The sequence below is a fragment of the Mesocryomonas fontinalis genome (assembly GCF_055730125.2).
In genome coordinates this window covers 345862-364043 of record NZ_JBUZWG020000001.1, presented here as the reverse complement: position 1 = coordinate 364043, position 18182 = coordinate 345862, and the positions used below count along the sequence as shown (strand labels likewise).

Sequence of the window (18182 nt, the reverse complement as noted above, 5' to 3'; positions counted from 1 at the left end):
GTCCAGCAAGGGTAATTGCAACCTATACGATAACATGCAACCTTAGGTTAAAGCCAACCGGAGGACGCGTCATGACGCAAAGATTATCGGCACCAAAGCCGCCAACTGAAACAGGCTGGACCCTCTCGCGGCTCGCTCTGGTCGTGGTTCTCCTAGCCTTTCTCATCGGCATCTGGTTCAGCGGCTGGCCACTCCCGGAGACGCCGCACCTGTCCGATACGGCTTTCACGGACGTCCTCTCTGCGCTCGGCACCCTGGCGATCCTCGCCCTCTTCGTGGAGCGGACCGTCGAAGTCTATGCCGTCAGTGTCCGCGAACCGGGGAAGGTCATATTGGAAGCTGCCCTCGCAAAAGAGCAGGCCGGTACCGACACTGCGCTCATATTGGCAGCCCAAGCCAGGCTGGCGCAGTATCAGGCGGGCACGCAAAAGCGGGCGACGCTCTGTGCGCTGGGCCTTGGGCTTTTGCTGGGACTTTTCGGCGTGAGCATTCTCGGCCCGATGTTCGACGTGGCTGACCACCTCGGCAAATCATACCAATATCTTCGCCTGCTCGATGTGATCATCGTCGGCGGCCTCCTCGCCGGCGGAGCTGATCCCATTCATCAGATGATCAAAGTGCTTCAGGATGCCGCCGAGTTAAATCGCGCCAATACCGCCCTTACCGCGGCCGAAACGAAGGCGGCCGCAGCGCAGACTAGGGCAGCAAATGCCGCGCTTCAGCCCCCCAGGAATTAAAGCCGGTCACCGCCGCCCGATCTTCAACAGCCGCGATATGATGAACAGCGGGACCACGATGACGGCGCCAAGGATGAAGTAGTCGACGGCGCGGTCGAGCGAGCCGAACAGCGAGTACCAGATCCAGCGGAAGAAGTCGGTGATCCAGTAAAGGATCTCGCGCGGGCTCCAGTCCAGCCACGACAGCACCAGCCCGACGGCGATGGACAGGAGGACCAGCTTGACGATCACCGAGAGCGGCGAGCCGCCGAGAAAACTGGATACGCGGTCGGCCATGGCGGGTTCCTGAAGCTTCGTTGGCCATGAGGTAGTCGGACAAGCCGGCGAGGACAAGGCGGCAGCGCGGCAAGCCGTCAGTCGCCCAGCATCGCCTGCAACGTTTCCAGACGGTCGGCCTCGAAAGCCGGCTTGTCCCAGCGCAGGCGCGAGATCCGGGGGAAGCGCATGGCGACGCCGGACTTGTGGCGGCTGGAGCGGGCGAGCCCCTCGAAGGCTACCTCCAGCACCAGCCCGTGATCGGGCTCGGCGCGCACCGAACGGACGGGGCCGTAGCGGCCGATCGTGTTGTCGCGAATATACTTGTCCAGCTGCTTCAGCTCCTCGTCGGTGAAGCCGAAATAAGCCTTGCCGACCGGTACGAGCTCCGGTTGGTCCTCGGGTCCCGCCCAGACGCCGAAGGTGTAGTCGGAATAGTAGCTGGAGCGCTTCCCATGGCCGCGCTGGGCATACATCAGCACGGCATCGACGAGATGCGGGTCCTGCTTCCATTTGAACCACGGCCCTTTCGGCCGGCCCGGCACATAGGCGGAGTCCCAGCGCTTCAGCATCAGACCCTCTATCACCGGATGCGGCGGCGCGATGCGCTTGGCGGCCAGATCCTCCAGCGTCTCGAAAGGGACGAAGGGCGAGAGGTCGAAGCGGCTGGGATCGAGCGCCGGCAGAAAGCGCTCCAGCCGCCGCCGGCGCTCGGCGAAGGGCAGCGGCCGGAGGTTCTCTTCGCCGTCCTGCAGCAGGTCGTAGGCGCGCAGGAAGACCGGGTGCTGCTTCATCACGGCGGCGCCGACGCTCTTTCGGTTCAGCCGTTGCTGAAGGTCGGAGAAGGTGCCGACGACGATCTCGTCGCCGTCCGTCGGGCGCGCCACCAGCAGCTCGCCGTCGAGCGCACCGTCGAACTCCATCCGCTCGATCAGATCGGGAAAGGAGCCGGAAATGTCGTCGCCGGTGCGTGAATAGAGCCGGCAGACGCCGCCCTCGCGTGTCGCCTGAACCCGGATGCCGTCCCACTTCCATTCTGCGGCATAGTCGGCCGGCGTGATGCGGGCGTGGTCGCCGGCCTCCAGCGGCTGCGACAGCATCACCGGCCGAAACGGCGAGAGGGCTGCCGAGACCGGCTTTTCCGCGACGCCCTCGAGCCAAGCGAACAACGAGAGATAGGGCGGCGCCAGTCCGTGCCAGAGCTCCTCGATCTCGGCGATGTCCTTATCCCCGAAATCGGCCAGCGCCTGCTTGGCGAGGCGCGATGAGACGCCGATGCGCATCGAACCGGTCACCAGCTTCAGGAGGGCATAGCGTCCCGACGAATCCAGCCGGTCGAGCCAGTCCTCGATGAGCTTCGGCCCCTCGGCGCGCGAGGCAGCATTGAGGGTCTCGACGATGTCGCTCAGCGTCGGCAAGTCGTTGCGCAGGATGGTCTCGGCCTCGCCGTCGTGCGGGCCCGGCCAGACGAGAGCGATGGTCTCGGCGAGATCACCGACATAGTCGTAGGAATAGCCGAACAGCACCTCGTCCATGCGGCTGGTCGCGAGGACCCGCAGCATGGCCGGCTTCACCGCCGAGATGTCGAGCTCGCCGGTGATCGCGGCGAGGCCATAGCCGCGGTCGGTATCCGGCACCTCGCGGAAAAAGTCGACTAGCAGCCGCAACTTGCCGTTGCGCGACGGGGTGAGGACAAGACGGTCGAGGAGTTCGGCGAAGCGTTTCATGCGGACCTGACGGAGGGACTCTCGGTGTAGCTAGTGCGCCAGCTCCGTCCGATCAGTCCGCACCCCGCGCATGACACGGTTTGCCAGCTGGTGTTTTGCCGAAAACACCGCATCGGCGTCCATTCCGGGCTCGCGCACCAGCCATTCGAGATAGTCGAGCGGCACCTCGCCGAAACGCGCGCCCTTGTGCTTGCCAAAGCGCAGCTTCGACAGGAGCGCCGGCTGGTGCGAGACCCGCTCGGCCCGCTCCAGGAAATCGGCGACGTCGAGGCAGCGCGGCATCAGCGCCTCGGCGATCCGCCGCAGAAGGACGGCGGTGCAGAGTGCATCGTAGAGCGCCCGGTGCGGGTGCAGCCCTTCCAGCTGTGGCCGGATCTCGCTGAGATCCAGCGCCAGGTATTTCACCAGCGACTGCAGACCATGCGCCGGCAGATCGGGAAACGCCCGCAGCGCCAGCTTGTGCGTGCACAGCCAGCGGCTGGTGATCTTCAGCCGCGGCCGGTCGAACTCAGCCCGCTGCGCCGCATAGGAGGGCGCCCCCTGGAACGGCAGGATGGCCTCGGCGAAAGACGGCGCGCCCTCCAGCATCTCGTCGGAGATCTGGTGCACGCGCCGCGCATGCGGATTGATGACGATGCCCGCCGGATCGACCAGGCTCTGCAGCGGGTTGAAGATCTGGCCGGTGGCAAGGTCGAGATCCGCCGATCCGATCTCGATCACCGCGTCCTCCGGCAGGCTGTGGCCGGCGGTCTCGGTATCGATCACCCGCACCACGGTCTGGACGGGTTCGGCAAACAGCGATGGCGTCGTCGGCGCGGCGGGAAAAAGGTTCTGCATCACCTGGGAATGTCGTCGCTGGCGAAGAGATTCGCAAGCGTTCAGCGAGAGTTGCGTGCCTGAAACGGCATCACTCTTTCGGGTCGATCGCCAGCACCCAGAAAAAGTTGTCCTCGCCCTCGAAACGGCGGAGCTCCGAAGAGGTCAGCAGCAACCGCCCTTCGCTGGCGGTGGCGAGGCCGACGCTGTTGCCGAGATCCTTGTTGCTGTCGCTGACTGGCTTTGCCGGATCGTATCGGTTGTCGGCCTGACCGGTCCGGTAGGTACGCCCGACAAAGGCCGATACGCCCGATGTCAGCGGCTTCAGTTCGGCCCGCAGGCGCTCGCCGCTGATCTTCTCGACCACGAGCGCACCGCCCTCGCCCGCCGAGACCGCGCATCGGTGCCGACCGACGGAACGTGCCGCCTGGTTGGAATAGCCGAAGTAATAGAGGACGCAGGAGCGCTCGCCCTCGAGTGCCGCCGTCGGGGCGGTGATCGAAGGGGACGGCCGCCCGGTCAGGTTCGCCGCGATCTCGCCGGCGGCGGCACGCGCGGCGCCGGGGCCGGTGGCGAGATCGGCCGAGGCGTTGCGGGCGATGGTCCGGTCGATCTCGAACGGCAGGTCCGTCAGCGATTTCTGGTCGGTGGCGGACAGCGCGGCGAGCGTCGCCGCACAGTCGGTGGCACAACCGGCGAAGGGGGGCGATGCGGCTTGCGCGGCCGGCGGCGATGCGGGCGTCGCGGCCACGTCGGCGGATGCAGCATCCGGCGCCGCTGCAGCGCCGGGTTCCGCACCTTCGTCGACGCCCGGCAGAAGCTCCTCGCGGGTCTCCCCCTCGGCCTCCGGCGCCGGTCCCGGCACGTTGGGCAGGATCGGCACCGGCGGCGTCACCACGCGCTGGGTCTGCGGCGAGGCGGCGGGGTCGGCGGCAGCACCCGGGCCCGCATCGGCTTCTTCTGGATCGTTGGGGAAGGAGGCGAAGCGTTCGGCGAGCGCGGCCTCGGCCTTGGCGTCGGCCGCTGGCGCTGGAACCGTCGCCGGCACAGGCGCTGTCGGCGAAGCCCCCGGTGCGGGCGTCGCCACGGCTTCCGGCGCGGCGGCGGTGGCGGAAGCAGCCTCGCCCGCCGTTGCCACCGGCTCCGGCGACGTGGCAGAGGCGACAGCCGGCGCATCGGAGGCAGCCGGATCGGCAAGCGTCGCCGCCTCGCCTGCCCCGGCGGCGACGCGCTCACCCGCCTTCTGCAAGGCCATGGCGCCGCCGATCTCGCTCTGGTGCGTGGTCTTGTCGTAGACGCAGACGAGCGAGCTCTGGAGGCCGTCGTCCAGCGCCTTGCCGCTGAGCACGGCGAGGCCGTAGCTGGCGGATCCGAAAGGGTCGACGGTGACGATCGGCGCCTCGATCAGCGTCGCCGCCGCTGCCCGGCAGGAGGCCTCGACATCCCGGCGGAAGGCGGCCCACGCATCGGGACTGGCGGCCGCGGCGACGATCGGCGAAAGAGTTGCGACCAGCAGGGTGAGGGCGAGCGGGATTTTTCGGGACGGCATCGGCAACTCTTTGGCAGGAGAACGGGACCGTTCGCCCATCCTGCCGTTCTCGCTGTAGAAATGGGAGTCATTGAGGCACTGTTTGCAGCATTGGAGCGATCTGCTACTTCTCCGTTTACGTTTACGTCAAACAGCGGAGCCGCATCGATGAGCCTTCCCCCGATTCTCAAAGGTCGGCTGCGGCTTCCGGTCATCGCGGCGCCGCTGTTCATCATCTCGCATCCCGAACTCGTCATCGCCCAGTGCCAGGCCGGCATCGTCGGCTCCTTTCCGGCGCTCAACGCCCGTCCGGCAGCGCAGCTCGACGAGTGGCTGGCCGAGATCACCGAGACGCTGGCCGCCTACGATACAGCCCATCCCGATGCCCCCTCGGCGCCCTTTGCCGTCAACCAGATCGTCCACCGCTCGAACGACCGGATCGAGGCGGACCTCGCGATGTGCGTGAAATACCAGGTGCCGATCGTCATCACCTCGCTCGGCGCCGTGCCGGAGGTGAACGCGGCGGTGCACGGCTATGGTGGCATCACCTTGCACGACGTCATCAACAACCGCTTTGCCCACAGCGCCATCCGCAAGGGGGCGGATGGGCTCGTCGCCGTGGCGACAGGGGCCGGCGGCCATGCCGGCACGCAGTCGCCCTTCGCGCTGATCCAGGAGATCCGCGAATGGTTCGACGGGCCGCTGTTCCTCTCCGGCGCCATCGCCACCGGCGGCGCGGTGCTGGCGGCCGAAGCGATGGGAGCGGACGGCGGCTATATCGGCTCGGCCTTCATTGCCACGCAAGAAGCCCGGGCGAGCGACGCCTACAAGCAAGGCATCGTCGACGGGAGCGCGGCCGACATCGTCTATTCCAACCTCTTCACCGGCATACACGGCAACTACCTCAAGGCGTCGATCATCGCCGCCGGCCTCGACCCGAAGCGCCTGCCGGAAAGCGATCCCTCGCAGATGGACTTCGCGGCCGCCGTCGGCGGCGCCAAGGCGTGGAAGGACATCTGGGGATCCGGCCAGGGCATCGGCGCGGTCAAGGAGGTGGTGCCGACAGCCGCGCTGGTCGCCCGCCTCGCCGCCGAATACCAAGCCGCCCGCACCCGCCTCGCGCTGTAGAAAGCCCCAGCCTCCGGCCACGCAGCGCGCCGTTTCGGGATTTCTGCGGGTGATGCACCACGCAGCGTGTCGGTCTCGAAAAGCCCGCGGCACTGGCGCTGGCAAAACTGGTCCGTAACTTTCCGCCGGACGCGCCTCACCGGCCGATGTCGATTTGCGGCTTGAACTCGTCCCGATTTGTCGGTATCAGATCGCCGTCCGCGGAAAGCCATTTCCGGTCCGGGCATGCCGCTTTAGCTCAGTTGGTAGAGCACGTCATTCGTAATGACGGGGTCAGGTGTTCGAGTCACCTAAGCGGCACCATTCCCTTCTGCTAGCTCATATTTGCATGGCCTTTTCGAAAGAGCCGCGACGGGTTCGTTGCCGACGCCGATTTTCGGGCGTCCGCGAGCCAAGCCCCGGAACAGGGTCCGCGCCGAGGGATGGCGGCTGACGCAGCGTAGCCCGTGGAGCATAAAGACATCGCGGGATATTCCGAGACACAGGCTCCGGATAAATTTTAGCCCAGCTGTAATTGCCATCAATGACTCGAGTAGCCACCGCTTGGCTTCGACTTTCAGCGAGACTTGACGGCACGGGGCAGTTAGAGCAGTGCTGCTACACCAAGTAACCTGGAGTTGAAGATTCATGGATCGCCGTGATGCTATGCTCGAGATGTTCGACGCGACAGGTTTTGGCTTGGAAATTGGCCCGAGTTACAACCCGCTTTTGCCAAAAGTTTCGGGCCACAACGTCGAAGTTCTCGATCATGCGGATCAAGCTACGCTGTTTGCAAAGTACAAGGATGACAAGGCCGTCGACGCATCGCTCATCGAGGTCGTTGATCATGTCTCAGATGGCCGATCCATGATCGAGGTCATTGGCGATGAAGAAAGATACGACTTCATCGTCGCCAGCCATGTGATCGAACATACCCCTAACCCTCTCGGGTTCTTAAAGGAATGTGAGCAGCTGCTGCGACCGGGCGGCGTGATCTTTCTGGCAGTCCCTGACAAGCGTTTCTGCTTCGATCATTTTCGGCCTGTCTCGACGACGGGAATGGTGCTGCAGGCACAGTGGGAACGGCGAACGCGTCACGCCCGATCGGCGTTGTTTGATCAGAATGCCCACTATTGCGAAGTCGGCGGCCGGGCCGGCTGGTCGTCGACCGAGACGAGGCCGCCGATCCTGCGCTTCAATCTGACGGAGGCGCTGACAGGCGCGCAGGAGCGGGCGCACGATCCGTACATCGACTGCCACGGATGGCAATTTACGCCATCGAGTTTTCGTCTCCTCGTGTCGGACCTGGTAGACCTCGGCGAACTTCAGGTGAAAGAACAATCCTTTAGAACGACGGCGGACTTCGAGTTCTTCGTCACGCTTTCGCGAGACGGCGCCGGACCCGGCGTCTCGCGGCAGGCGCTACTGGAAGCCGCCTTGCTGGAGGGGGCGCCGACAGTGTCACTGACGGTTTCGTCTGAGGCCTATGCCGCAGAGGTCGCCGCGCTGGCGTTGGCGATGATCGAGCTTGAAAGCCTTACGGAACTGCGTGACGCATACGCGGAGAAGACCCAGGAGCTCCTCGCTTCCCAGAGCGAACTCGAGGCCGCAAAGCGGGAAATTCACGCCTTGCAGACTTCGACGTCCTGGCAGATCACGGCGCCATTGCGCGCCATCAAGCGGCAGGCTCTCGGGCATTGACGTAGATACCGACCTTCGCATCAACGGCGTAAACCACGGCAGACTCTATCAGGAGATCAACGAAGCCAGGACACCAACGAAGCCGCGACACCAACGCAGCCGCGACACCATCGGGCCGGCATGAACGATCGTCGGAAACGTTGCGGACGCGGGCTTGAAGACTGAGCAGGCCAGTACCCTGACGGGCACGCCTCATCGCGGTCCAAGGGCGAGCGTCACCGCAGCCTGGAGAGACGCTTCTTCAACAATCCTTCCAGTCCTTGTAGGGTGGCGGCCAAATGATCCAGGTCGCTGAGGGACATCTTGTCGGTCAGCTCTGCCTCGAGTTCCTCGCGCAACAAGATCAGCCGAGTACGCTCGGTCGCCCCGAGCGGTGTGATCGTCACCAGCGTCATGCGGGTGTCGACCCGGCTGGGCTCGCGGTGCGCCAGACCACGCTGCACCATGAGTTCCAAGGTCTTCGACACCGTCGAGGGCCGCACTCCCAGTCGTTCGGCCAGCGTGGTCACCTGTTGTGGCGTGTCCTCGTCCAGCAGCAGCAGCAATTCATCCTGGCCGTTGGCAAGGCCGATTTCCCCGAGTTTGATACCCATCAAGGCGCGGGTGACCTTCGAGATGGAGATCAGCGACTGCAGGAGGAAGGCCGGGGGAGAAGATCGGCTCGGCCGCGCTTCGAAACGGCGGGCGCCGCTTTCCACGACCAGACCATTTTCCAAGGGCTCAGAAGCTGCCGAGCTCAGCTTCCTGACACCGTGAAGGCTTGCCACTCCGTTGAACACCTGATGCATCTCAATCCCATCATTTATGTAGCTTGCTATCTTCTCCACATTACGCTTGCTGCATTTGACCTTATCACCAAACTCTCTTCTACACTGCTCCAAATACAAAGCAGTGTTGACGGAATTCATCCTCCTTTGATTGCTTTTATTGCTGTTGCAATCGCAGCTTGCAGAGATGATCTATTCTTTATTTCCAGTTCATACTTTGCACACTCCGGCTCCGATGTCTCCCTCACATCAAATTGATGGAAATCCTGCCTCGAAAGCTCAGGTTTCTTTGATTCCGCGCCACTGGGCAGAGTGTTTCAGGCATTTCTGCGCCGCGGGCGGCTTGGCCAGACTTGCAGCTTTCGTCGACTACACTGCTGAGACTGTACATTGCGATGGATGTCGTACGGACACGTTCCGCCTGGACAAGGGAAAAGAGGGGGGTCACCGAAATCCGCCATTCCAAAGCGATTTTGCCACCGCCTCCCCTCGCACCAGCCATCAAGGGCTGAAGCGGGCGGGCCTCGGAGCTCGAGCGCGCGCAACGCCTTGAGCATTCGACGTCGCGGCGAAAGACAGTCTCTTTCGGAGACAGCGCGTAGCCCGACCCGTTCATCCCCGACGACACCGCCCACGCCCTTTCAAGTCAGCTCAACGCGCGCCCATCCAAGAAACAAATCAGAAATACTTTGAACCAACAACTTAATAATGTCGGACGCCTTTTTACTCAACCTTTCGGGGTAATAAGTATGATTTTTATACCCGGGGCCTTAATAGAATGGCCTGCAAGCTGACGTCGGCAGGCCGCTTGCAAGCAGGCGCTGCGGGAAACCTCAAAAGTGGTCGAAATTCGTTAAGCATTTCATTTCTGCAACCGCCGCCTGAACCCCAACGGAAAGATGGCGCGAAGTGGTGCAAGCTTTGCAAGAGGTCTACCCTGAATTCCAAAGCACCTTCCTACAACTTTGCCGCGATTACCGCATGGCGACACATTCCTGACTATTTCTGAAACCACTTTCGGGTGGTGTTCAACCTTTCAAGTGATCTAAATGTCAGCGACCAATACACTTCGAAGCGGACCGACGTCAGTTGAAATTCCGAGTGACGCGATCCACATTGCAGTCGGCGACAACTATCAGAGTATAGTTGAAAATTCGGCTCCAAATGCCGTTTTCGTCTTTGATGAAGGGGTTCACCACCTCACGCAGCCACTGGATCCGAAGGATGGCCAGACGTTTATTGGCCAGCAAGGCGCGGTGCTCGATGGTGGAGCGGTCCTGAACAGCTTCACCCAGCAAGGCTCGCTCTATGTTGCTTCCGGGCAGACCCAGGAGGGCCTGCGCATCGCCACAGACGAGGCTGTCGCCGAACGCGGCGGCTTCCCCGAAACCGTCTTCGTCGACGGCCATCCCCTGAAGCCCGTCGCCAGTCTCGGCGCGGTCAAGCCGGGCAGCTTCTATTTCGACTACGCCGCGGACAAGATCTACCTTGCCGACAATCCTTCCGGCCATACCGTCGAGGCCGGCATTGCGAGCGCGGCTTTCGAGTCGGATGCCAGCGGCGTGACGATCTCCAACCTCGTCATCCAGCACTTCAATGCACCGACCCAGCATGGCGCCATCCAGGGCGGCGAGAACTGGACCGTCGAGAACAACGAGGTGCGGCTGAACTACGGTGTCGGCATCACCGTTCAGGACGGCGGCAAAATCATCGGCAACAATGTGCACGACAATGGCCAGATGGGGATCGGCGGCAACGGCGCCAACATCCTCGTCGAGGGCAACAACATCGGCGCGAATGGCGGTTGGTCCGGCATCGACCCGTTCTGGGAAGGCGGCGGCAGCAAGTTTGCGCAGACCACCAACCTCATCGTCCGCGATAATTACAGCCACGACAATCACGGCTTCGGCCTGTGGACCGACGTCGACAACATCAACACGCTCTACGAGGGCAATCTGGTCGTCAACAATGACGGCGGCGGCATCAACCACGAGATCTCCTACGACGCGGTGATCCGCAACAATACCTTTGCCGGCAACGGCGCGGCCGCCCAGGGCGACTGGCTGTGGGGAGCGGCGATCCAGCTGCAGAACGCGCAGAATGTCGACGTCTACGGCAACAAGATCGACATGTCGGACGGGCTCAACGGCATCAGCCTGATCCAGCAGGATCGCGGCAGCGGCGCCTATGGCGCCTACACCACCACCGGCAACACCGTGCACGACAACGTCCTCGTCTCGACCGGCGGCGACGGCCGATCCGGCGCTGTTGCCGACTTCAACGAAGCAGGCCTCTTGAACGGCGGCAATGTCTTCAGCAACAATCAGTATTTCATGGACGGCGGAAACCACTGGTGGTGGGGCGATCTGCCGAGCGGCGATACCTGGGCCGCCTATCAGTCCGATACCGACCAGGACAACGGCTCGACCCTCAGCTCGGCGACGCCGCCCGATACGTCGGCCTGGCTCGTCGGCGACGGTTCGGCGGCGGTGGGTTCCGGTACAGCGACGCCGGCTCCCGCTCCAGCTCCAGTGGTCACGGCGGCTCCCGTGGCACCGGTTGTCGGCACCGCGACGCAGTCCGCCGCCATCGACAGCGCGGACGGGTCGGACATCGTCGGCAGCGCTGCCGCGGATGTTCTCACCGGCCATGCCGGCGCCCTGGAGATCTATGCCATGGGCGGCAATGACACGATCCACGCCAGCGCCGGCAACGAGCTGTTGTTCGGTGGCGCCGGGGCCGACACCTTCGTCTTCAAGGACGACGGCAGCACCGATTCGGTCGAGGACATGAGCCTTGGCGGCCAACAGCATGACCAGATCGTCCTGCCGTCGGATTTCTTCAAATCGTTCCAGGATGTGCTGGATGCCGCCAGCGTATCCGGCCATGACGTGATGATCGAGTTCGGCAGCAGCCATCTGCTGATCAATGAGGCGAACATCGCCGACCTGCACGCGAACGACTTCGCCTTCGCGTAAGACCCGGCGGCCGGCATGCGGAAAATCCGCGGGCCGGCCGCCGCTTTATCATTTTTGAAGCCAGGCATCTTTCTCGAATGGGGCGAGCCCCCCATCGCAGGATGCTCTAAGCTGTCTGCAGCTGCGACAGACCGCTGATGTGATCCCGCGCCTGGGCAAGGCTCCAGCGCAGCAGCTGTTCGGCGTCGGCCTGCGAGCCGGCCTCGACGTAGCACCGAAGCTCCGGCGCGTTGCCGGAAGGTCGGAAATGCACCGAGCAGCCGCTGGCGAAAATGGCCTTGAAGCCATCGATCACGCTGATGCTGGCCAGCGTGCCGATCGGGGCAAAGAATTCGCCGAGGAAGAAAGCGTCCGTCACCAGCTTCTGCATGAACATGAAGCTTTGGCTCGCGGGAACGTTCTGCAGCCGGTGCGCTGCGGCATATCCGGCGTGCAGCTGCCCAATCAGCGCGCTCAGCGGCATTTCGAGAGCGCGCGCTTCGGCAAGGCTGGCCAGAATGGGCAGCAAGGCATCGCGCGTCGGCAGCGCCCTCAAGGTGCGGCCATGCCAGTGAATGTCCTTCAGGTGCAGGAAGCCACCATTCGCCTCGAAGCCGCCGATGCCCTCGTCGCCGCGGGCCGCAGCTTCGACCATCCCCTGGATTACGAAGGGCGAGCCGACCTTGGTGCGGATCACCGACTGACCGATGCCCGATGTCTCGACGGCCGTGCTCGAGGTAACGGGGGTGACGAGGGTGCGAAGGTTGAGATACCGGGCGGTGATCAGGCCAAGCAGGTCGCCGCGGATCACCACCCCGCTTTCGTCGGCGACCAGCGGCCGATCGGCGTCGCCGTCGGTGGAGACGATCGCATCATAGCGGTTGCGGCGCCCCCAGGCCGCGAGCTGGGCGAGGTCCTCCGGCCGATGTGCCTCGGTATCGACGGGCACGAACACGTCGGAGCGGCCGAGTTCCTCCACCCCAGCGCCGAGCGCAACCAGAACGTCGAGCAGAATGTCGCGGCCGACGGAACTGTGGGTGAACACTCCGACCTGCAGGCCCGAAAGGCAGTTGCCGGGAAAGAAATCGAGGTAGCGCTTGCGGTAGCGCGCGATGCACTCGGTGTTGCGCTCCAGTGGCCCGACGCTGCGCAGCAAGCGGATCGATCCGCCCCCGCGGGTGATCGCTTCGAACTGGGCGTGGATGCCCTCTTCGTCCGCCTTGGTGATCTCGCCATCCCGGCGATAGAATTTCAGGCCGTTCCGATCGTCGGGAATATGGCTTCCGGTCACCATCACCGCCGGACAGCCATTCTCGAGCGCCGCCATGGCCAGAGCCGGGGTCGGCAGCGCGCCGCAGTCGACCGCCTCGTATCCGGCGTGCAGCGCCGACGCCAGGCAGTTGCCGACGATGTCCGGACTGCTGGCCCGCAGGTCTCGCCCGAACAGCACCACACGCTTCGCGTCCGGCCTCTCGTTTCGGTCGAGATGCCGGAGAAAGGCCAGAACGTAGGCGTAGCTCGGCCATCCCGCCAAGTCGGACACAAGCCCGCGCAACCCACTGGTTCCGAATTTCAAGCTGCTCATCGCGTTGGCCTCAGATGGACTCATCGCGCGAGCATGGTCTTCGACGATCCATGCGCGATGGCCAACGTTATGCTCGGCCGCCAGCACATGCCGGCCCGAACCAGCGCACGATCCGTATTTCGATCCAGGAGGTCAATGTATAAACGGTCTTAACACCAACGTTCATCGTAACGTAACAAAGTGTTAAGCGGCTTTTCGGCCATCTATAGTTGAACGACTTCTCGATGATTGCCGATCGTCAACCTCCGCTTGAGCACATCCGGCGACCTCTCCCACGGAGCGTCCAGCAAAGATGCGATGGGGAGAACAGAGGCGTTGGCGAGCGCGATCTTTTAGGCGGCCTCGTCAAAGACGCCCCCCGAACGTTGCCTGCGACGTCGGCGGGGGATCGAGAGTTCGCGCCCGCAAAAGGGCCGTGACTTTCGTCGCACTAGAACAGGCGGCGTTTGCGGCGGGGCGGCAGTGAGAGCGGGGAGCCCAGCCCGTTCGCGTCCTGGGCCATTTTCACCAGGGGAACGACACGCCCTACCTAACGAGAACGAACCGATCGAAGGACGAAAGCGTCCCGTTGCTGTTCAGTCGGGCCGCGCGACCTCCTAGACGGTTCCCAGCCGCACGTCGCCGGCGCGGCTATGGGCCAGCGCCAGGGCGACAGGGGGATCGATGGCCTCTTCGGCTCCGCTATCGCCGTCATCAGCCTCGACGATGGCGGCTGGCGGCGGCACGGCCGCCGAATTGCCGCGATCGAGACTCAAGGCGACCGACGCATCGATCAGCGCCGCGGAACGGTGCATCTTGTTGATCGCCCACACCGCGGCCTGCGTACGGTTGGCGACGCTGATCTTGCGCAGGATCGCCTTGAGATGCACCTTCACGGTCGCTTCGGTGATGTTGCAACGGCGGGCGATCAGCTTGTTGGAGTGACCGTTGACGAGACAATCGAGAATTTCGAGCTCGCGATCGGACAGTCCCTCCCGCCGCGAGGAGATCATGCCGAGCGCCACCTGGACGGGCGCTGCCACAGGACCTGCGGGCGCGAGCGTCCATCGGTCTGCAGGCTTTTCTCCCGGCGCAGAATCCCCTTCCCTCGGCGATACCGGGCCTGCCGCCTCGATCTCGACCCGCCGCAACGGCTCCTCGGCGCCGGAATCGGCGTTGACGATGAAGACGCTCTGGCTCTTCAAGACAAGCTCCAGGCTGAGGCACAGCACCTCGGTCGAGATCGACTTCAGCAGCACGCCGTCAATGCCGTAATGCGCCGCCTGCCAGCGCTGCTCCTCCGAACAGGAGTTGATGAGCAGGACGACATGGCTGCCGGGATACGCCTGCTTGAGGTGGGCGATCTCCAGCAGATCGAACTCTGCAGCAGAATTTGCGCCGAGAAGGAAAGTCATCCCCTTCGTTGATCTTGTCTGCAGCTGCTGCATTTCCTCCATGTCCGTGCAGACAGCTTGAATCCTGAACTGGGATTCTTTCAAGAGTGACACCAGTCCCTCTCGGAACAATCGGCTCTTGTCACAGATAATAATTGCTGCACGCCCACGCATTTCATACCCCTATTCAGTTTTAAGGCTATTTTCTATACATTACATGCCAAGCTCTACTATCAGCCTATTATTTTGATTTTATCTATCTGGGTTTTTGTGATTTTTTTTATGTCCCAAACAGCCATCGCACGTAAAATAGATGGATTACTTATGGTGCTCATTGAATGCTACTGCATTCCATAATTCATTTCGATGGCAAACAAACAAGCCAAATATTTGTAGTTCTGACTTAGTAATCAGCGCTTATCGAATAGAATCCTGAACATGAACGTCGGGATGATCACCAGGTATCGCCGATAGAGACGCCGCGGCTCGCTGAGCAGGCGGAACAGCCATTCCAGTCCCGATCTCTGCATCCAGCTCGGTGCCTGACGCTTGCGACCGGACAGGAAATCGAAGGCGGCGCCGACACCGATCATCACCGGCACCTCCAGGCGGCTGCGATGGCTGCTCATCCAGCGCTCCTGCTTGGGCGTGCTGAGGCCGACCCAGAGAATGTCCGGCCGCGCCTGGTTGATCCGCTCCACCGTCGCCGCATCCTCCTCCGCGGTCATCGGCCGGAACGGCGGCGTCAGCGTGCCCACCACCTGCAGACCCGGAATCAGCGCCTGCAACCGCTGCTTCAACCCGTCGGCAACCCCTTCGGCGCCGCCATAGTAGAAATGCCGATGTCCGGTAGTGGCGGCGCGCGCGCTGAGCTTCAGCATCAGCTCGGGGCCGTAGACCCTCTGCACCGCGGGAAGGCCGCGCGAATGCGCGACCCAGACGAGCGGCATGCCGTCCGGCGTCACCATGCCCGCCTCCTCGTGGATGCGGCGCAACGCTTCGTCGCGTCCGCACTCGATGACGCCGTGCACGCCGGTGATGCAGACATAGGTTGGATCGCGCGCCTCGATCCAGGCTTCGATCGCCTCGACGGCCTTGCACGGATCGATCGCGCTGATCGGCACGCCCAGCACCCTGAAACTCGGTGGCTTCGACAGGGGGCCCAGCGGGCGAGCGGCGCGCACGCGTTCTTGGATGGTCATGGCCTTTGAAACCCCCGCCGAGGAATTTCGCCAGATGCCTGCGGCGTTCCCATCACTCTGCCGCCTCGGCAACGGCGCCGGCAACGGCAAGGTCCGAACGGAGGATCCCGGCAAAGTACTGGACCGTACGGCACAGGCCCTCCGCCAGCGGCACCATCGGCTCCCAGTCGAGATGCTGGCGGGCCAGCGATATATCGGGGCAGCGATGCGTCGGATCATCGACCGGCAGCGGCAGGAAGGAGATGGTGGAGGCATGGCCGACGAGCGAGCGGACCTGTTCCGCGACGTCGAGGACCCGGCTTTCGTGCTCGTTGCCGAGATTGACCGGACCTGGCAAGCCTGGCCGGCTCATCAGGCGGTACAGTCCCAGCACGAGATCGTCGACATAGCACAGCGACCGCGTCTGGCTTCCGTCCCCGTAGATGGTCATCGGCTCGCCGCTCAGCGCCTGAACAATGAGGTTCGACACCACGCGCCCGTCGGCCGGGGCCATGCGCGGGCCGTAGGTGTTGAAGATCCGGGCAACCCGCACATCGACGCCATATTGGTGCGAGTAGTCGTAGAACAGGGCCTCGGCGCTCCGCTTGCCTTCATCGTAGCATGCCCGCGGCCCCCAGCAGTTGACGTTGCCGCGGTAGCTCTCGGGCTGCGGCGAGATTTCCGGCTCGCCATAGATCTCGCTGGTCGATGCCATCAGGACCCGCGCCCCGGTTCGCCGCGCCATTTCAAGGACGTTGATGGCACCGAGAACCGAGGTCTCCATCGTGAAGACCGGGTCCGCCTGGTATTTCGGGGGCGAGGCCGGACAGGCCAGATGGTAGATCTGCGTTGCCTCAAGCCGAATGGCCGAGCGAACGTCGCCAACGATCAGGTGAAACCGTGGATGGGGCTCCAGATGGGCGATGTTCTCGCGGCTCGACGTCGAAAAATTGTCGAGGCACAGCACTTCGTGGCCGTATCTCAACAAGAATTCACAGAGATTGGCGCCGACAAAGCCGGATCCTCCAGTAACGAGTATCTTGTTCATCGCGTGGTCCCCAGGTGAATCTTCATTCCCCCCCGGCGACCAAGGACGATCTTGACCAATCGTGCGCCGGCGGGAACTGCCATCAGATGATCATCAGGCCGGAAGCAGCGTCAATGCGAATGCTGCAGCGCAATGTGAGCAATCCGATTGGCTAATGATTGTCGCCGGACGATGGCGACAACTATCTGCATTGCAAAGAGCGCTGTTTCTGTACGCAGCTGTAAATAGTCCGGCCGATCTCCTGACATTATCATTCAGGTAAACGGGCCTATTCGCCGGTAAAGAGAGCTATCACCTTTGGGGATCTTACATTCCACCTGACGGAGACGCAGCGTTGGCGGGTCGTTAACGAAGGAAGAGCGCCATGCTGGAACGCAATCGAGAGAAGAAGATCCTGGTCACCGGAGCCGGTGGCTTCATCGCCCATCACCTGACCTCCCGGTTGAAGGAGATGGGCCACTGGGTCCGCGCCGCCGACATCAAGATGCCGGAATATGGCGCCAGCCGCGCCGACGAATTCATGAAGGTCGACCTCCGGGAACGCGACAGCTGCGCAGCGGCCTCGGCGGGAATGGATGAGGTCTACCATCTCGCAGCCGACATGGGCGGCATCGGCTACATCAGCCAGTCGCATGCCGAGATCACCCTTAACAACACCCGCATGGACATCGGCATGATCGAGGCCGCCCACAAGGCCGGGGTGAAGCGCTTCCTCTACTCTTCTTCGGCTTGCGTCTATCCTTCGCACCTGCAGCACAATCCCGACGTCGTGCCGCTGCGCGAGGAAGACGCCTTTCCGGCGGCGCCCGAGGAAGGCTACGGCCTGGAAAAGCTCTATACCGAGAAGCTCTGCGAATATTATACGCAGGACTATGGTTTCGAGACCCGCGTGGTGCGCTTCCATAACGTCTACGGTCCGCTCGGCACCTATGACGGCGGCCGCGAGAAGGCGCCGGCGGCGATCGCCCGCAAGGTGGCGAAGGCCCGCAACGGAGAAGAGATCGAAGTCTGGGGCGACGGCCAGCAGACCCGCTCCTTCATGTACATCGACGATTGCGTCGAGGGCCTGGTGCGGCTGATGCGCTCCGACTATTCGCAGCCGCTGAACCTCGGCACGGATGAGCTCGTCACCATCAACGATCTCGTCGACATCGTCTCCGCCGCGGCCGGCAAGCAGCTTATCAAACGCCACAATCTGTCGCAGCCCCAAGGCGTTCGCGGGCGCAACAGCGACAATACGCGGCTGCGCAGCGTTCTCGGCTGGGAGCCGACCATCGGCCTCCATGCCGGCATCGTCCCGACCTACCGCTGGATCGAGAAGCAATTGCAGCACGCCGGGGGACACCATGCCCCGCTGTCGGCCGTCGCCGCGCCGCGCTAATCCGTCGGCCCGGCGGCAT

At 63.2% G+C, this 18182-nt stretch carries 14 protein-coding genes and 1 tRNA gene; 6 read left to right on the top strand and 9 right to left on the bottom strand.

Going from position 1 to position 18182, the window contains the following annotated elements; all coding sequences use genetic code 11:
• Nucleotides 1–71 precede the first annotated feature (71 nt).
• Complete coding sequence (locus ACZL02_RS01660) at nucleotides 72–737, top strand: hypothetical protein (protein WP_472938462.1); 666 nt, start codon at nucleotides 72–74, stop codon at nucleotides 735–737.
• A 6-nt stretch (nucleotides 738–743) separates the two neighbouring features.
• Here the strand turns inward: ACZL02_RS01660 and ACZL02_RS01655 are convergent, their stop codons facing one another.
• From ACZL02_RS01655 to ACZL02_RS01640, 4 genes are all read right to left on the bottom strand, one after another.
• Nucleotides 744–1013 carry a DUF6460 domain-containing protein gene (locus ACZL02_RS01655; RefSeq protein ID WP_472933886.1) on the bottom strand — a complete coding sequence of 90 codons (270 nt, stop codon included), beginning with the start codon at nucleotides 1011–1013 and terminating at the stop codon, nucleotides 744–746.
• 77 nt (nucleotides 1014–1090) lie between these two features.
• The gene (locus ACZL02_RS01650; RefSeq protein WP_472938461.1) at nucleotides 1091–2719 is read right to left on the bottom strand and encodes a cisplatin damage response ATP-dependent DNA ligase; all 1629 of its coding nucleotides are present in this window, start codon (nucleotides 2717–2719) and stop codon (nucleotides 1091–1093) included.
• Between the two features lie 30 nt (nucleotides 2720–2749).
• Nucleotides 2750–3556 (bottom strand): exonuclease domain-containing protein, encoded by an 807-nt coding sequence (locus ACZL02_RS01645; RefSeq protein WP_472938460.1) that lies wholly within the window; start codon nucleotides 3554–3556, stop codon nucleotides 2750–2752.
• 70 nt (nucleotides 3557–3626) lie between these two features.
• Nucleotides 3627–5084, bottom strand: coding sequence for a hypothetical protein (locus ACZL02_RS01640; RefSeq protein ID WP_472938459.1), 1458 nt, complete (start codon nucleotides 5082–5084; stop codon nucleotides 3627–3629).
• 147 nt (nucleotides 5085–5231) lie between these two features.
• Here ACZL02_RS01640 and ACZL02_RS01635 point away from each other — a divergent pair, with 147 nt between their 5' ends.
• The 3 genes from ACZL02_RS01635 (at nucleotide 5232) to ACZL02_RS01625 (ending at nucleotide 7871) form a co-directional block, all read left to right on the top strand.
• Nucleotides 5232–6191 (top strand): NAD(P)H-dependent flavin oxidoreductase, encoded by a 960-nt coding sequence (locus ACZL02_RS01635; RefSeq protein WP_472938458.1) that lies wholly within the window; start codon nucleotides 5232–5234, stop codon nucleotides 6189–6191.
• 227 nt (nucleotides 6192–6418) lie between these two features.
• Nucleotides 6419–6494, top strand: a tRNA-Thr gene (locus ACZL02_RS01630).
• A gap of 324 nt (nucleotides 6495–6818) precedes the next feature.
• Nucleotides 6819–7871 carry a methyltransferase domain-containing protein gene (locus tag ACZL02_RS01625; protein ID WP_472938457.1) on the top strand — a complete coding sequence of 351 codons (1053 nt, stop codon included), beginning with the start codon at nucleotides 6819–6821 and terminating at the stop codon, nucleotides 7869–7871.
• 215 nt (nucleotides 7872–8086) lie between these two features.
• On the opposite strand, the gene ACZL02_RS01620 is transcribed toward ACZL02_RS01625, so the two are convergent.
• Complete coding sequence (locus tag ACZL02_RS01620) at nucleotides 8087–8779, bottom strand: MarR family winged helix-turn-helix transcriptional regulator (protein ID WP_472938456.1); 693 nt, start codon at nucleotides 8777–8779, stop codon at nucleotides 8087–8089.
• 1115 nt (nucleotides 8780–9894) lie between these two features.
• On the opposite strand from ACZL02_RS01620, the gene ACZL02_RS01615 reads away from it, so the two are divergent.
• Nucleotides 9895–11616 carry a right-handed parallel beta-helix repeat-containing protein gene (locus tag ACZL02_RS01615; protein ID WP_472938455.1) on the top strand — a complete coding sequence of 574 codons (1722 nt, stop codon included), beginning with the start codon at nucleotides 9895–9897 and terminating at the stop codon, nucleotides 11614–11616.
• 106 nt (nucleotides 11617–11722) lie between these two features.
• On the opposite strand, the gene ACZL02_RS01610 is transcribed toward ACZL02_RS01615, so the two are convergent.
• From ACZL02_RS01610 to ACZL02_RS01595, 4 genes are all read right to left on the bottom strand, one after another.
• Nucleotides 11723–13180, bottom strand: a complete 1458-nt coding sequence (locus tag ACZL02_RS01610) for a phosphomannomutase (protein ID WP_472938454.1) — start codon at nucleotides 13178–13180, stop codon at nucleotides 11723–11725.
• A gap of 596 nt (nucleotides 13181–13776) precedes the next feature.
• Nucleotides 13777–14574 (bottom strand): helix-turn-helix domain-containing protein, encoded by a 798-nt coding sequence (locus tag ACZL02_RS01605; RefSeq protein WP_472938453.1) that lies wholly within the window; start codon nucleotides 14572–14574, stop codon nucleotides 13777–13779.
• 389 nt (nucleotides 14575–14963) lie between these two features.
• A complete protein-coding gene (locus tag ACZL02_RS01600; protein WP_496258390.1) occupies nucleotides 14964–15686 on the bottom strand; it encodes a WecB/TagA/CpsF family glycosyltransferase in 723 nt (240 codons plus the stop codon).
• Nucleotides 15687–15807: 121 nt separating this feature from the next.
• Complete coding sequence (locus ACZL02_RS01595; protein WP_472938451.1) at nucleotides 15808–16782, bottom strand: UDP-glucuronic acid decarboxylase family protein; 975 nt, start codon at nucleotides 16780–16782, stop codon at nucleotides 15808–15810.
• A 364-nt stretch (nucleotides 16783–17146) separates the two neighbouring features.
• On the opposite strand from ACZL02_RS01595, the gene ACZL02_RS01590 reads away from it, so the two are divergent.
• Entirely contained in the window at nucleotides 17147–18163 is a 1017-nt protein-coding gene (locus tag ACZL02_RS01590) for an NAD-dependent epimerase/dehydratase family protein (RefSeq protein WP_472938450.1), read from the top strand.
• Nucleotides 18164–18182: the final 19 nt, after the last annotated feature.

Excerpts from the sequence above, each read along its gene's own strand:
- ACZL02_RS01590 (WP_472938450.1), top strand. The coding sequence starts at position 17,147 with ATGCTGGAACGCAATCGAGAGAAGAAGATCCTGGTCACCGGAGCCGGT.
- ACZL02_RS01645 (WP_472938460.1), bottom strand. The coding sequence starts at position 3,556 with ATGCAGAACCTTTTTCCCGCCGCGCCGACGACGCCATCGCTGTTTGCC.
- ACZL02_RS01635 (WP_472938458.1), top strand. The coding sequence starts at position 5,232 with ATGAGCCTTCCCCCGATTCTCAAAGGTCGGCTGCGGCTTCCGGTCATC.
- ACZL02_RS01595 (WP_472938451.1), bottom strand. The coding sequence starts at position 16,782 with ATGAACAAGATACTCGTTACTGGAGGATCCGGCTTTGTCGGCGCCAAT.
- ACZL02_RS01660 (WP_472938462.1), top strand. The coding sequence starts at position 72 with ATGACGCAAAGATTATCGGCACCAAAGCCGCCAACTGAAACAGGCTGG.
- ACZL02_RS01650 (WP_472938461.1), bottom strand. The coding sequence starts at position 2,719 with ATGAAACGCTTCGCCGAACTCCTCGACCGTCTTGTCCTCACCCCGTCG.
- ACZL02_RS01605 (WP_472938453.1), bottom strand. The coding sequence starts at position 14,574 with ATGACTTTCCTTCTCGGCGCAAATTCTGCTGCAGAGTTCGATCTGCTG.
- ACZL02_RS01610 (WP_472938454.1), bottom strand. The coding sequence starts at position 13,180 with ATGAGCAGCTTGAAATTCGGAACCAGTGGGTTGCGCGGGCTTGTGTCC.
- ACZL02_RS01625 (WP_472938457.1), top strand. The coding sequence starts at position 6,819 with ATGGATCGCCGTGATGCTATGCTCGAGATGTTCGACGCGACAGGTTTT.
- ACZL02_RS01640 (WP_472938459.1), bottom strand. The coding sequence starts at position 5,084 with ATGCCGTCCCGAAAAATCCCGCTCGCCCTCACCCTGCTGGTCGCAACT.
- ACZL02_RS01655 (WP_472933886.1), bottom strand. The coding sequence starts at position 1,013 with ATGGCCGACCGCGTATCCAGTTTTCTCGGCGGCTCGCCGCTCTCGGTG.
- ACZL02_RS01620 (WP_472938456.1), bottom strand. The coding sequence starts at position 8,779 with ATGAATTCCGTCAACACTGCTTTGTATTTGGAGCAGTGTAGAAGAGAG.